Origin of the sequence: Verrucosispora sp. WMMA2121, assembly GCF_027460185.1 — a bacterium.
In the GTDB taxonomy this organism is placed as follows: Bacteria; Actinomycetota; Actinomycetes; order Mycobacteriales; family Micromonosporaceae; genus Micromonospora; species Micromonospora palythoicola.
Genome location: NZ_JAPZBH010000006.1, coordinates 384,423 through 397,774 on the forward strand (window position 1 = coordinate 384,423; position 13,352 = coordinate 397,774).

11 protein-coding genes and 1 pseudogene are annotated in these 13,352 nt (G+C 71.0%); 6 read left to right on the plus strand and 6 right to left on the minus strand.

The genetic code is table 11. From position 1 onward, the window contains the following. Window positions 1-142: 142 nt before the first annotated feature. From O7605_RS10680 to O7605_RS10690, 3 genes are all read left to right on the plus strand, one after another. Window positions 143-1,633, plus strand: coding sequence for a DEAD/DEAH box helicase (locus tag O7605_RS10680; protein ID WP_269739039.1), 1,491 nt, complete (start codon window positions 143-145; stop codon window positions 1,631-1,633). A gap of 135 nt (window positions 1,634-1,768) precedes the next feature. Beyond that, window positions 1,769-2,143, plus strand: a complete 375-nt coding sequence (locus O7605_RS10685) for a PadR family transcriptional regulator (RefSeq protein ID WP_269739040.1) — start codon at window positions 1,769-1,771, stop codon at window positions 2,141-2,143. Further along, window positions 2,140-3,540: a permease prefix domain 1-containing protein gene (locus tag O7605_RS10690; protein WP_269739041.1), complete on the plus strand. Its 1,401-nt coding sequence runs from the start codon at window positions 2,140-2,142 to the stop codon at window positions 3,538-3,540. Before O7605_RS10685 ends, O7605_RS10690 begins: the two co-directional genes overlap by 4 nt. A 142-nt stretch (window positions 3,541-3,682) precedes the next feature. Here O7605_RS10690 and O7605_RS10695 read toward each other — a convergent pair whose 3' ends face one another. Next, the gene (locus tag O7605_RS10695) at window positions 3,683-3,850 is read right to left on the minus strand and encodes a hypothetical protein (protein ID WP_269739042.1); all 168 of its coding nucleotides are present in this window, start codon (window positions 3,848-3,850) and stop codon (window positions 3,683-3,685) included. Window positions 3,851-4,005: 155 nt separating this feature from the next. Here O7605_RS10695 and O7605_RS10700 point away from each other — a divergent pair, with 155 nt between their 5' ends. Together O7605_RS10700 and O7605_RS10705 are read left to right on the plus strand one after the other, a co-directional pair. Continuing rightward, complete coding sequence (locus O7605_RS10700) at window positions 4,006-4,356, plus strand: type II toxin-antitoxin system RelE/ParE family toxin (RefSeq protein WP_269739043.1); 351 nt, start codon at window positions 4,006-4,008, stop codon at window positions 4,354-4,356. A gap of 3 nt (window positions 4,357-4,359) precedes the next feature. Beyond that, entirely contained in the window at window positions 4,360-4,659 is a 300-nt protein-coding gene (locus O7605_RS10705; RefSeq protein ID WP_269739044.1) for a helix-turn-helix domain-containing protein, read from the plus strand. Window positions 4,660-4,679: 20 nt separating this feature from the next. Here O7605_RS10705 and O7605_RS10710 read toward each other — a convergent pair. From O7605_RS10710 to O7605_RS10720, 3 genes and pseudogenes are all read right to left on the minus strand, one after another. Next, a pseudogene (locus O7605_RS10710) lies at window positions 4,680-5,427 on the minus strand (YqjF family protein). 67 nt (window positions 5,428-5,494) lie between these two features. After that, the gene (locus tag O7605_RS10715; RefSeq protein ID WP_269739045.1) at window positions 5,495-7,087 is read right to left on the minus strand and encodes a GGDEF domain-containing protein; all 1,593 of its coding nucleotides are present in this window, start codon (window positions 7,085-7,087) and stop codon (window positions 5,495-5,497) included. A gap of 49 nt (window positions 7,088-7,136) precedes the next feature. Beyond that, window positions 7,137-8,363: an MFS transporter gene (locus tag O7605_RS10720; protein WP_269739046.1), complete on the minus strand. Its 1,227-nt coding sequence runs from the start codon at window positions 8,361-8,363 to the stop codon at window positions 7,137-7,139. Window positions 8,364-8,641: 278 nt separating this feature from the next. On the opposite strand from O7605_RS10720, the gene O7605_RS10725 reads away from it, so the two are divergent. Beyond that, complete coding sequence (locus tag O7605_RS10725) at window positions 8,642-9,904, plus strand: hypothetical protein (RefSeq protein WP_269739047.1); 1,263 nt, start codon at window positions 8,642-8,644, stop codon at window positions 9,902-9,904. Between the two features lie 60 nt (window positions 9,905-9,964). Here O7605_RS10725 and O7605_RS10730 read toward each other — a convergent pair whose 3' ends face one another. After that, the gene (locus O7605_RS10730; protein WP_269739048.1) at window positions 9,965-12,358 is read right to left on the minus strand and encodes an RICIN domain-containing protein; all 2,394 of its coding nucleotides are present in this window, start codon (window positions 12,356-12,358) and stop codon (window positions 9,965-9,967) included. A 135-nt stretch (window positions 12,359-12,493) separates the two neighbouring features. Further along, a complete protein-coding gene (locus O7605_RS10735; protein WP_164445410.1) occupies window positions 12,494-13,345 on the minus strand; it encodes a sugar phosphate isomerase/epimerase family protein in 852 nt (283 codons plus the stop codon). Between the last annotated feature and the right edge of the window lie 7 nt (window positions 13,346-13,352).

Sequence of the window (13,352 nt, forward strand, 5' to 3'; positions counted from 1 at the left end):
CCGCCGGTCGGGTAGGCTGATCGTGCGACCCGCCCGACGGCGGGTCCGATTCGATGTCCCAGACCCCGCGCCGTCGACGCGCCCGGCCACGGCCGGCAACGCAGCGCCGGGTGGGACGTCCCCTTCGACGTTCGGAGCCTTCATGGCGGCACGCCGCCCACAGCAACAGACCACCCCGCCCACCGTCCCGACCTTCGCCGAGCTGGGCGTGCCCGCCGCACTCACCCGGGTGCTGGCGGCGACCGGGGTGGAGCGGCCATTCCCGATCCAGGCCGCCACGCTGCCCGACGCCCTGGCCGGTCGTGACGTGCTCGGTCGGGGCCGCACCGGTTCGGGCAAGACGTACGCCTTCGCCCTGGCGGTGCTCACCCGGCTGGCCGCCACCGCCACGCCCCGGCGGCCCGGACGGCCCCGGGCGCTCATCCTCGCGCCCACCCGGGAGCTGGCCACCCAGATCGACAGCGTGATGGCGCCGCTGGCCCAGGCGTTGTCGCTGCGCACCATGACCGTCTTCGGCGGCGTCGCCGCGCGGCCACAGATCGCCGGGTTGCGCGCCGGGGTCGACGTGCTGGTGGCCTGCCCGGGCCGGCTCGCCGACCACGTGCAGGCCGGACACGCCCACCTGGACGCCGTCGAGATCAGCGTGCTCGACGAAGCCGACCACATGGCCGACCTGGGATTCCTGCCGACCGTCCGCCGGCTGCTGGAGCTGACCCCGCGCAATGGGCAACGGCTGCTCTTCTCCGCCACCCTGGACTCCGGCGTCGACGTGCTCGTGCGGCGCTTCCTCACCGATCCGGTGGTGCACAGCGTCGACTCTCCCCGGTCGCCGGTCGCCGCGATGACGCACCACGTGCTGCACGTGCAGGCCGAGGACCGGTTCGCCGTGCTGGTCGACCTGACCGCCGCGCCGGGCCGGACGGTGGTGTTCACCCGTACCAAGCGCGGCGCCAAGACCCTCACCCGCCGGCTGGTCGCGGCCGGGGTGGCCGCGGTGGAGCTGCACGGCAACCTGGCCCAGGGCGCCCGCACCAGGAACCTCCAGGCGTTCTCCGACGGCACGGTGCGCACGCTGGTGGCCACCGACATCGCGGCGCGGGGCATCCACGTCGACGACGTGGCCCTCGTCGTGCACGCCGATCCACCCGTGGAACACAAGGCGTACCTGCACCGGTCGGGGCGTACCGCCCGGGCCGGCGCGGCCGGGACGGTCGTCACGCTGATGACCGACACGCAGGCCCCCGAGGTGCGGGAGCTGACCCGCAAGGCGGGCATCGCGGCGACCACCACCCGACTACGTCCCGGGGACGCGCTGCTGCGTCAACTCGCGCCGGGGGAACGAACGCTCGCGGTCGCGCCGGCCGCCGGGACCCCGGCCACCCGGCGGGAGGTACCGCCCGCATCCACGGGCCGCCGTCGTCGCGGCGGTAAACCCGCCCAGACCAGCGCGGCCCGGTCCGCTTCAGCCAACTCGGGGCGGGCGGCACCGGCCGGCTCGGCACGATCCGCGTCGGCCGGCAGCGGACGATCCGGTGCCGCCCGGTCGGGCACCGGGCAGGCCGGTGCCGCGCGCTCCGGCGCGGCCGCGTTCTCCGCCCGGGCCCGGCCCGGCGGGCGTGGCGGCGGGCGCTGAGCGGCACCCCACCCCGACGACCTGGACGATTCACTGAGCGCCCGCCGGCGATGCCGGCGGGCGTTTCCTTGCGCCGTCCGAATACCTAGAACTACCATGCCTCACAGTTCTAGGTATTGGTGGTGGGAGAATCTCATGAAGGTCACCAAGGATCTCGTCGCCGCCTCGGCGACGCCGATGGTGCTCGGCATCCTGGCCGACGGGGAGAGCTACGGGTACGCCATCCTCAGGCGGATCAACGAGCTGTCCGACGGCGAGCTGGACTGGACCGAGGGGTTGCTCTATCCCCTGCTGCACCGGCTCGAACGGCTCGGACACGTGGAGTCGAGCTGGCAGTCGGTGCCCGGGGAGCGGCGACGCAAGTACTACCGCATCACCGACAGCGGTCTGGCCGAGCTGGCCGAGCAACGTCGCCAGTGGGACACCGTGGTGAGCGCCCTCAAGGCGATCTGGATCGACCCCGGCGACGTCCGGCGCGCGGTGACGATTCCCCTGGGAGGTCTGGCATGACCGCGCCCGGCAGCCCCGACGGCGGCACGGCCTCCCCCGGCCCGGACGGGCTGGAGGCCCAGTTCGCCCAGTGGCGTCACTACGTCCGCCGCCGGCCGGAGTTGCAGCGCGCGGACGCCGAGGAGTTGGAGGACCACCTGCGCGGCTCGGTCGACGAACTCATCGCCGCCGGCCTGCGCCCCGACGAGGCGTTCCTGGTCGCGGTCAAGCGGCTCGGCGGCCTGGACGAGCTGTCCCGCGAGTTCGCCCGGGAGCACTCGGACCGGCTGTGGAAGCAACTGGTTCTCACCGGCGGCACCGATGACCCGGAGACGGACAACCGGTCCCGGCGCGACCTGGTCGCGATGATCGTCTGCGCGGTCGGCGCGGCCGTGTCGATCAAGCTGCCGGCACTGTTCGGCCTGGATTTCGACCAGGACGGGGCCTTCTACGCACCCAACTTCGCGTTGTTCACGCTGCCCTGGCTGGCCGCGTACCTGGCCTGGCGGCGCCGGGCCGGGACGGCGGTGATCGGGGTGATGGTGGCGCTGTTCGCCCTCGGCGCGGTGGCCGCCAACGTCTACTCCCTCGCGGAGGACTCCCAGTCGCTGGTGCTGACCACCATTCACCTGCCGATAGCCCTGTGGTTCGTGGTCGGCCTGGCCTACGTCTGCGACGACCTACGCTCGTCGCGGCGACGGATGGACTTCATCCGCTTCACCGGCGAGTGTTTCGTCTACTTCGTCCTCATCGCCCTCGGCGGCGGTGTGTTGACCGCCTTCACGGTCGGCACCTTCCAGGCCATCGGCATCGACCCGGAGGGCTTCGTCTCGCAGTGGTTGCTGCCGTGCGGCGTGGTGGCCGCGGTGGTCGTGGCGGGCTGGCTCGTCGAGGCCAAGCAGAGCGTCGTCGAGAACATCGCCCCCGTCCTCACCCGCCTGTTCACGCCGCTGTTCACCGCCGCGTTGCTGGCCTTCCTGATCGCCATCGTCTGGACCACCGCCGGCATCAACGTCGAGCGGGAGGCCCTGATCCTGTTCGACCTGCTGCTGGTCGTGGTGCTGGGGCTGCTGCTCTACTCGATCTCGGCCCGCGACCCGCTCGCCCCGCCCGGCCTGTTCGACAGGTTGCAGCTCGCCCTCGTGGTCAGCGCGCTCATCATCGACGTGCTGGTGCTGTGGGCGATCACCGAGCGGATCACCGAGTACGGCACCACCCCGAACAAGGCCGCGGCACTCGGTGAGAACGTCATCCTGCTGGCCAACCTCGCCTGGTCGGCGTGGCTGGTGCTGGGATTCGTCCGCCGGCGCACCCCGTTCGCGGCCCTGGAACGCTGGCAGACCGGCTACCTACCGGTCTACGCCGCCTGGGCCTGGATCGTGGTGCTGCTCTTCCCCCCACTGTTCAGTTACCTCTGATCCGCCACGCGCCCCGAGCGGCCACCGCGTGCGAACGATCGTCATCGCGACCCGTTTGAACGCGGTGGCCGCCCTTCCCGGCAAGCGTCAGCTGCGAACCATCGTGCGGCCGGGGCTCACCCAGACCTTGACGCGTTCGCAATCATCGTTCGGGCAGCCTCGCCACACGGGGCGCCGTGGAACCCGCCGGTAGATCCAGCTCGAGGCCGCCGAGTCTGGTGAACCGATCAATGAGTGCGGTGAACAGGTCGTTTGCCGGCGTGTCCTCGGCGATCGACGCGTCGACGTCGTCGCGGATCTCGGCTTCCACGGATCGGCCATGTTGCGCAGCGCACCGACCTTCCCCGGCTCCGTGGTCGAGACCCTGGCACCGGCAGCCGCTTGAAGTGCCTTGACGGCAAGAGCCGAACGACACGAACACCACCCTCTTCGGCGACGAAGGTTGGCATATATAGCATCGATGCTATGACGTGGGGTACCGTTGAGTTGGAGCCGGAAGTCGAAAAGTGGTTGGAGGGCCTGCCGGCCGCACTGTTTGCTCGTGCGGCATTCTACGTCGACCTACTGGCCGAACAAGGGCCACTGCTGGGCGAGCCGTACACGAAACAGCAGGATGGGAAGCTACGCGAGTTGCGGTTCTACCTGGAACGGCAAGCAGTCAGGATCACCTACTGGATCGCGTCGGACAAGCGGATCATCTTGCTGACCGTCTTTCACAAGACGCGTATGCGCGACGAGCGAGAGGTCGACCGAGCACGCCGGGTGTTGGCCAGATGCATCGATGAGGCGCACCGCGCCGTGGAGAAGGAGGGCTAGATCATGGGTGAGCGTGTTGATTGGGCCTCGCTGCGGGAGCGGCGGATGGCCGAGCCGGGGGCGGCGGAGGCATACGACGCGACGCGGTTGGCGTTCGAACTTGGTCGTGCGATTCGAGAGCTTCGTGAGCGCCGAGGTTGGAGCCAGGCACAGCTTGCCAAGGAATCGGGGATGACGCAGTCGGCGGTCGCACGGTTCGAGGCCGGCGGCACCGTTCCGACCCTGCCCGTGTTGGAGCGGTTGGCGGCGGCCTTGGACGTGAGCCTCAGCGTCAGTTTCGAGCCACGCGACGCGGCTGCCTGAGTCGCCGGATCGCCTGCTGATCAGGCTCTGGGCTGACGCACGCTGGTCGGCGGGCCGAAGGCGACCGGCACCCCCGGCGAGTAGAGCACGCTGGTCGGCGGCCCCTGCGGCGGCGGCAGCCCGGCGGCGGTCACCAGTTCGTCGTCCAGGGCGAGCAGTTCCGCGTGGTGCAGCGGCCAGCGGGGATGCCAGTTCGGCAGGTGCCGGGTTCGCCCGTACGCCCGGGTGTGCAGGCCCCAGCGGGCGGTGACGAAGTGCTCCAGCGGCGTCGGCTCGGCGATCGGCCCGCCGACCCGGACCTCGATGCGGCTCGTCGCACCCGGCCGGGCCGGGCCAGCGGCGCCGGCAGCGGTAGCGGAGTCGGTCGCCGTCGCGTTCCAGGCTCATCGCCGACCACAGGTACGGCAGCCGCAGGGTGGCCCGGGCGACCAGCACCGGCACCAGCCGGGAGGCGTCGAGCGAGCGGAAGACCACGGCTCGTCGGCCGGAGCCGTCCACGGAGTACAACCGGACGTTGGTTTCCCAGAAGCTGCCGAAGTACGGCACACCCGGCCCGAAACCGAGCCCCAGGCCGACCATCCGGAAGCCGATCAGCCCGACGTAGGTCAGCCCGTCGAGGGTGTCCGGGCGGGTGCCGGCCGGCAGCAGCGGCGCGACCCGCCCCGGCTCCACCGGCCAGTGCAGGAAGACCAGGTCGTCCCAGCGTTGCCGAAGCATCGCGCGGCGGAATCCCCGGAGGGGTGCCGCGTCGACCGGCTCGATGTCCACACACCGATCCTGCCGCACCGGCCGACGGCACGGCACTCCGCTGGGCCGGCGGCACCGGCCCGTCCGATCAGGAGGAGGGGTGGCGGCTGCTCATCCGGTTTCCGCCCGCCCGCTTCGCCGCGTACATCGCGCGGTCCGCGTTCGCCAGGGTCTCCCCGAGGGTGTACGGGTAGCCGCTGGCCACACCGACGCTGACCCGCACCGGCCAGGCGGTCAGTCCGGCCACGGCGTCGACGGTCCGCTGGGCGACCTGCTCGGCGGCACCGAGATCGGCTCCCGGCAGGATCGCGACGAACTCGTCCCCGCCCAGTCGGGCCACGAAGTCGTCCCGGCGTACGCTCGCCGCGAGCACCTGCGCCACCCTCCGCAGCACATCGTCGCCGGTGGCGTGCCCCAGCGAATCGTTGATCTGCTTGAACCGGTCCACGTCGACGATCAGCACGGCCACGGGGTCGGATGCGCCCGTGGTGGGAGTGGCCAGGTTCTCCAGGAAGCTGTCGAGACCACGCCGGTTGGCCACCCCGGTGAGCGGGTCGATCCGCGCGGCCCGTTCGGCCCGCTCGTGCTGCCACCGCAGCACGTCGTACGACTGCATGGTCACCGCCGCGTGCAGCCAGCGGTGCCGCTGCCGCCACAGCAGTTCGGCGAGCGCGTCGCCGTAGGTGAGGCCGGGCAGCGCGTCACGCGCGCCGTTCTTCGCCAGCAGTACGGCGTGCGTACGGTGCAGCGCCGCGGTGATCAGCCAGTCGTTGTCGGGCGACAGGCCGGTCACCGCCTCCTCGATGACGCGCAGCGCCTCACCGGGCCGCCCGGACCGGCTGAGCGCGACGGCGTGGAACGGTCGGCACAGCAGTTGCTCCTGGTGTCGCTGTTCGACACCGTGCTCCCGCAGCGACGCCAGGAACCGGGGGATGTCCTCCGCCGCACCGGCCGGGTCCTGGCGGTCGGCGCGGGCGCACGCCGCGAACAGCGACGCGGAGAGCCGCCACACCTCCGCCTTGGGGCCGGAGGCTTCCGTCATCGCCCGTACCGCGTGTTCCTCGGCCACCGTGGTGTGCTTCTCCGCCTCGGCGACCTGACCGACCTGGTACAGCTCCAGGGCCCACATCAGGTTGAGTTCGGCGAGGTTGCACAGCCACATCGCCCGGTTGCCGTTGTCCGGGTACCCGGGTCGGCAGGTGGTCTCGTACGCCGCCTGGAACTGCGGCACCGCCAGCTCGTAGAGGCGCAGCTTCGCGTACCCGATCGCCAGCCCGGTACGGGCGTTGCCCTCGATCACCGGATCGGGTTCGCCGGCCAGCAGCGCCGTCTCCGCGCGGACTAGGTCCCGCAGGACGGCCTCGATGTCGTACTCGGCGATGTCCTGGTCGCCGAGGCGCAGCCGCCGGTCGGCGCGCAGCGACAACGCGCAGGAGCGCCACCCGGCGCTGTTCTCCCGCTCGGCGGCGACAAGCATCAGATCGGCGGCGGCGATCGCGGCGCGCAGGTCACCGAGCCGGGTCAGCGCGACGACCCGGGCGAAGTGCATCGCCGCGGGGCCGTCGCGCAGTTCCCCGGTCGGTTCCCGCAGTGCCGCGACCGCCTCCGCCAGCACCTGGGCCGCCCCACCGGCCTGCGCCTCCTCCAGTAGCCGCAGGGCTCGGAGGGTCACATCGTCCATGCGGTCTCCTCCGCACCGCCCAGGGAAGAACAGCCCGATGGTACGGTAATCAGCCCTCTTCGATAGTCTCCGACCGGTTCGGACTCTGCGCCAGCGGTCGCCAGGCGGCCAGAGCGACAAGCGCCATCGTCACCCCGGCGATCCAGAACGGTGTCGTGAGGCCCCAGATGCCGGCGATCAGTCCACCGAGGAGGGAGCCGACCGCCGCCCCACCGAGATCGAGCACCGCGTACGCGCTGCCGACCCGGCCGAGCAGCTGCGACGGCACCAGCCGTTGTCGCAGCGACGCGACGGTGACTCCCCAGACCATGCCGTGCGCGCTGAACACGACAAGGACGGCCACCACGACCCAGAGCGCCGTGGTGGTGGCCAGGATCAGGTGCGTGAGCATCTCGACGACCAGCCCGACCCGCAGCACCGCGGTTCGACCGACCGTCCGGACGAGTCGGGCCGCCACCGCGGTGCCGGCCAGTCCGCCGACCGCGAACGCGGTGAGCAGGAAGCCGTAACCGACGTCGGAGACTCCCAGACGCTGCCGGCAGTAGAGCACGAACACCGCGAACGCGGCGCAGAAGGCGACGTTGCCCACGCCCATACTCAGGGCCAGGGTCCGCAGCAGCCGGTGCCGCCACAACCACCGCACCCCCTCGGCGATCGAGCGGACCACCGAGGCGTGCGTCGTGGTGGCCGGGGCCGGGGCCGGCCGCAACCCTGCCAGCAGCGCCGCGGCGACGGCGAACGTGAGTGCGTTGAGGCCGAACGGTGCCGCCGCGGCGATCACGAACAGCCAGGCACCCAGCGGCTTGGCCACGAACTGGTTGCCGATCGTGAAGGTGGCGTAGAGCCGCGCGTTCGCGCTCGGCAGCCGGTCGGGGGCGACCACCGATGGCAGCAGCGCGCCCATGGCGGTGTCGGCCAGCGTCTCCCCCGTACCGAGCAGGAAGAGCACCACGTAGCAGACGACCACGGTGACGGTTCCGGTGGCGATGGTGAGGGCCAGCGTGGTGAGGGCGGCGGCCCGGACCAGGTTCACCGTCACCACCAGGCGACGCCGGTCGAGCCGGTCCACGTAGGCACCGCTGAGCAGGGCGAACAGCAGCCAGGGCAACTGCTGCACGAAGACGGCACCGGCGACCAGTGCCGGGTTGTCGGTGATGGAGGCGACCAGCAGTGGGCCGGCCGCCATGGTGATGCCGTCACCGACGTTGGACACCGCCGAGGCGGTCCAGAGTTTGGCGAAGTCCGCGCCGAGACGCGCGGATATCAGGGCACGCAAAATTGCTCCTCGAGCTGGAAGGGAACGGCCGTCAGGGGGACCGCTCCGCTGCGAGGAGCACCGCCACCGCCGGTGGACCGGCGGTGGGCCGCACGGGTCAGCGCACGGTGAGCTCTCGCGTCGGAGCGGGGGCCGTGACCAGGTCGAGGCGCATCTCAACTCCTGTCCTTCGACGGATGTCGACGCGGAGGATAGTCGACCGAGTCGGTAGGCGGACACCGGTTTCCGCCGGGTCGCGGCGCGTCCATGATCGCGACCACGGTCGATACAGTGACCCGGTGGAACAGATCAGCCGGCGGCGGTTCCTCGACGAGATGGTGGCCGTCACCCGGGACCGGCAGGCCACCACTCACCTCTACCTGATGCTGCGCGAGGGCGGCGGCATCGGTGTGCAGTGGGAGCAGCCCGGGCTCGACCATCTGCGGGAGTTCCGCGTCGTCGACCCGGACGGGCCCGCCTGCCCGCACTGCGTCATCATCGATACGGTCGTGGAGCTGGCCCCGGTGCTGCCGCTGGACATGCTGCGGACGGCCCGCTCCAGAGTGCAGTACGAGAGGATCCTGCACGCCGGCATGCTGCCGGCGCCGGCGTTCGCCCGGCAGTCGACGAGTCCGGAGGTCACCTGGTTGGCGGACTGTCACGGCGCGGCCGGCGATCCGCACACCGACGCGGACTGCGCCGAGCACGCGGCGGTCGTCGCGTCGGTGGTCACCGACCCGCTCGACGTCGACTCCGGGACCGTACTGCCCCGGGCACTCGGCGAGCTGACCGACGCCACCGACGTGTGGGAGCGGCTACGGCTTGCCCGCGACTGGCGGGACACCGCCGCCGAGGTGGCGCGGCGCAGCCGTTGGGCCGAGACGACCTGGGGTTTCCTGCGCGGTTCCGGGGTGCTGGGCGTACCCGCCGCCGGTGTGCCGGGGGTGGTCTACGCCCTGACTCCCGGCGCACCGGCCGACGACCGGCCCTTCGCCGAGCGGTACGCGACGACGGTGCGCGCCCTGTCCGGCCAGACCACTCTGGTGTACGCCGACCCGGTGTGCCTGGTGCCCGACCCGGTGCCCGGCAGTCAGCGGATGCCCAGCTTCGCCGGTGCGGTGGACGTGGCCACCGGACAACCGGTACGCACGTTGCGGCTGCCGTCGCCCCGCCGGCCGCTGAGCCGGCTCGGCCGGGGGATCCTGCTGCTGTTCGAGGCGCGCCACGCGATGCTGATCCGCCACGTCAAGCGTCCCCCGGACTGGGAGTCGGAAGCGGCGCTGCACGCCTTCGAGTTCGGCCTGCTTGCGGACCTCGGTGGCGCCGAGTACACCTCGGCCGTCGCCGCCTATCTGGAAGCCCTGCGCCGCGAGGGCGATCTGCTGGCCCGACCGCAGAAGGTCCTCGACCGCCGCCGACGCAAGGCCCTCGCGCGGGTCTTCGGCGACATCGACGACGAGGAACTGCACCTGTGGGCGTCGGTCGCCTACCGCAACGCGATCCTGCAGATGCTCGGCAGCCAGGCCGCCTTCGCCGAACATCTCCGACGACAGGCGTCCTGAACCGGCAGCGGGCCGGCCCTTGTGGGTGGGTTCGCCGCGCGAACCCACCCACAAGGGGCGTCAGTTACGCAGGTTCCACTGCTGGTTGGCGCCGCCGTGGCAGGCCCACAGGTGGACCACCGTGCCGTTGGTGGTGCCGTACCCGCTGGCGTCGAGGCAGAGCCCGGACTGGGCACCGGTGATGGTGCCGTTGGCGTTGACGTTCCACTGCTGGTTGATCTGGCCGTTGCAGTCCCAGATGATCACCAGGGTGCCGTTGCTGGTGCCCTGCCCGGACGCGTCGAGGCACTTGTTGCCGTACACCATGAGTTGCTTGCCGGCGGTGTAGGTCCACCGCTGGTTCGTCCCGCCGTGGCAGTCCCAGAGCTTCGCCTGGGCGCCGTTGGTCGTGCTCGCACCTTCGACGTCCACGCACCGCCCGGACTGGGTACCGACGATCTGCACGTTCTGGGTGCTGCTGCCGCCCTGCGGGCCGGCCCCGGCCATCACCGCCTGGGCACCGGAGGGCCAGTTCCCGTTGGTCACCGTCACGTTCCCGGACACCACGTTGCCCCGGTCTCCGTTCGTCACGTTGGTGCTGCCGTTCGTCGACCAGTTGTTGGTGACGGTGAAGTTGCCCATGTTCTCGGCGTACCAGTAGTTGGCGGTGGCCCAGGTGCCGGTGGACGAGAACACGTTGTTGCGGGCGGTGTAGTAGCGGGACCCCTCGTCGAAGTAGACGCCGAAGTAGCCGTTGGTCCGCAGGCAGTAGTTGTCGCTGATCAACCCGCCCGGGTTCGCCGACAGGGTGTAGATGCAGCCGCCGTCGTTCATCTGCTGCATCACGTCGTGCACGTAGTTGCCGATGAGGCGGTTGTTCGACGCGGTGGTGGCCGTCGTGTAGCGCGGCTGGTAGTTGTACAGGCCACGGCCGGCGTAGTGCTCGCTGCCACCCGCGTCGTTGGAGCCCCAGCCGTACCCGATGGACATGCCGGTGTACGGCATGTTGTAGACCTCGTTGTACGACACCGTGGAGTTGGTGACGTAGGTGGTGAGCACCGACACGATGCCCCGGTACTCGATGCCCAGGTCGTGCAGGCGGTTGTTGCTGATGGTGATGTCCCGGTTGACCATCCGCTGGTCACTGGGGTGGTGGGCGTCGGCGCGTACGCCACCGACGACGATGCCGCCGGCCGCGTTGCGGGCGATCTCGGAGCGGGTGACGGTGATGTTGCTGGCCCCCAGGCCCACCCCGCTGGCGTGGGCGTTGGCGTCGTTGCCGATGCCGATGGCCGTCTGCCCGAGGTTGACGAACTGGGAGTCGCTGAAGGTGATGTTGTTGGCGGCCGAAACCTGCACGGCGGCGGGCATCTGCTGCCAGTTCGGCCGGGTGGCCTCGAACTGCGGGCAGCCGTTGTGGCAGGAGGAGAAGCTGGGCCAGTTCCAGTTGCCGTAGATGTAGGCGCCGGTCTGCTGGTCCACGTAGCCCTGGTTGCTGCTGGCCCCCAGCCAGGTCGTGCCGGTGAAGGTGATGCCGGTGAACGAGATGTGGTGTGCCGGCGAGGCGTAGGTCCCACCGAGGTTGACCAGGGACTGCTGCGTCGGCAGTTCCACGCTCACGCTGCTCATGTTCTGGCCGGCGAGCGGGATGTAGTTCAGCGCGCCGCTGCCCGGGTCGAGGTACCACTCCCCCGGGGTGTCCAGGAACTCGTAGGCGTTGGTCAGGTAGAGCGGCCCGGCGCGGTGCGGGCTGGTGAAGGTGTCGTACCCGAAGTTGTTGTTGCTCCAGCCGGGTTGCTGCATCCGGATCAGGTTGCCGCTGATGCTCTGCACCGACACGTACCGGTCGGTGAACGAGTTGACGCTCTCCATCTGGATGCGGCTCTGGTTGGCCAGGTTGTTGAGGTAGCTCAGGGCGCCGCTGGTGAACCGCATGCCGGTGCTGTCCGCGGTGAAGTCCGCCCGGTTGACCTGGGTGCGGGCCCGGGTGGCGAGTGCCCCGTTGACGTAGAGCTGGCGGGTGTCGGTGCCGGCGCCGACGTTGGCCCGCCAGATGTTGCGGCCGGCGTCCACCTGCGACCAGCCGGTGACCGCCCGGGCACCGCTGATCACGGGGCGGGCCGAGGGTGCCGCCTGCCAGATGACCCGGTAGCCGTTGGTGCCGGAGTCGGCGGCGGTGAACCGCAGCGGCGAGGAGAGCCGGTAGACGCCGTCCGCCAGCTGCACGACGATGTCGCCCGACATCGAGCTGTTCATCGAGCGGACGGCGGTCTGCGCACCGGTCAACGAGCACGGTTGGGTGGCGGTGCAGGCGCTGCCGCCACCGGAGGGGGACGCGTAGAGGGTGGTGGTCGCGGCGAGGGCCGGTGCGGCGAACGTGGTCACGGCGGCCACGGTGGCCGCGGCGGTCAGCGCCACCGCCGCCGTCGCGGCCAGCACCCGTCGGGGTGTGCCGGGGGGTGGAGGTACGGACACGGGGGTCTCCTTACCTGGACGGGTGGTGCGATGTGGTGGGTGGTATGTGGACGGCAGTTCATCATACGAATGATGTCTGCGCAAGGATCGACTGAGATCACGCCGGTGACCCGATGCCGGCGCGGGCGGCGCGGCTCAGCCGAGGATGCTGCGGAGATAGGCCAGCCCGTCCCCCGCGAGCCGGTCCGGTGACGGGGCGAGCGGACGCCAGATCGACGCGGCGGTCGCGATCGTCGCGTTCTCCGGAGTGAACGACTCGATGCAGATCGCACCCCAGTAGCCGGTGGCGGCCAGGGCGGCGAGCAGCCGGGGCCAGTCCAGGTGGTCCGACCCGGGCGCGCCCCGGTTGGTGCCGCTGACCTGTACGTGCTTGATGTGCGGACCCGCCGCGGCCAGCGCCGCGTACGGGTTCGCCTCCTCGATGTTCATGTGATACGTGTCAATCATGAGACCGACGTTCGACGGCAGCCCGTCGATCATCTCCACGGCCTGTTCGAGCGTGTTCACGACGCTGGTCTCGTACCGGTTGAGCGCCTCCACCCCGATGGACACCCCCCGCTCGCCGGCCCGGTCGGCGACCGGCACCAGCGCGCGACGGAAATCTACGTAACAGGTGGCGCGTTCGGCCGGCGTCATCCGCCAGGTGCGGCCGACCGACGCGTAGACCGGACCACCGACGCACGGCGCGCCGATGATCGCCGCGCTGTCCACGCAGCCGTTCAGGTACGCCACCGTGGCCTCCACCACGGCGGGCTCGGCATTGACGAGTTCCCGCCCGGGTGGGGTGACCGCGCAGACGCCGGCCGCGGCCAGCCCGTACCTGGCGAGCAGGTCGCGGACCCGGTACGGATCCCAGTCGCCCGGCTGCTCGATCGGCAGTTCGACCGCGTCGAAGCCGAGCGCCGCGATCCGTGGAATCAGCGCGGCCAGGGCCTCGTCGTCGACCGGCGAGGCCCAGACCCAGGGATTGACACCGACGGCACGCATCGGACGC

Bases quoted from the DNA above. Each gene is read 5' to 3' on its own strand.
- O7605_RS10680 (WP_269739039.1), top strand. From the start codon at position 143: ATGGCGGCACGCCGCCCACAGCAACAGACCACCCCGCCCACCGTCCCG.
- O7605_RS10685 (WP_269739040.1), top strand. From the start codon at position 1,769: ATGAAGGTCACCAAGGATCTCGTCGCCGCCTCGGCGACGCCGATGGTG.
- O7605_RS10690 (WP_269739041.1), top strand. From the start codon at position 2,140: ATGACCGCGCCCGGCAGCCCCGACGGCGGCACGGCCTCCCCCGGCCCG.
- O7605_RS10700 (WP_269739043.1), top strand. From the start codon at position 4,006: ATGACGTGGGGTACCGTTGAGTTGGAGCCGGAAGTCGAAAAGTGGTTG.
- O7605_RS10705 (WP_269739044.1), top strand. From the start codon at position 4,360: ATGGGTGAGCGTGTTGATTGGGCCTCGCTGCGGGAGCGGCGGATGGCC.
- O7605_RS10715 (WP_269739045.1), bottom strand. From the start codon at position 7,087: ATGGACGATGTGACCCTCCGAGCCCTGCGGCTACTGGAGGAGGCGCAG.
- O7605_RS10735 (WP_164445410.1), bottom strand. From the start codon at position 13,345: ATGCGTGCCGTCGGTGTCAATCCCTGGGTCTGGGCCTCGCCGGTCGAC.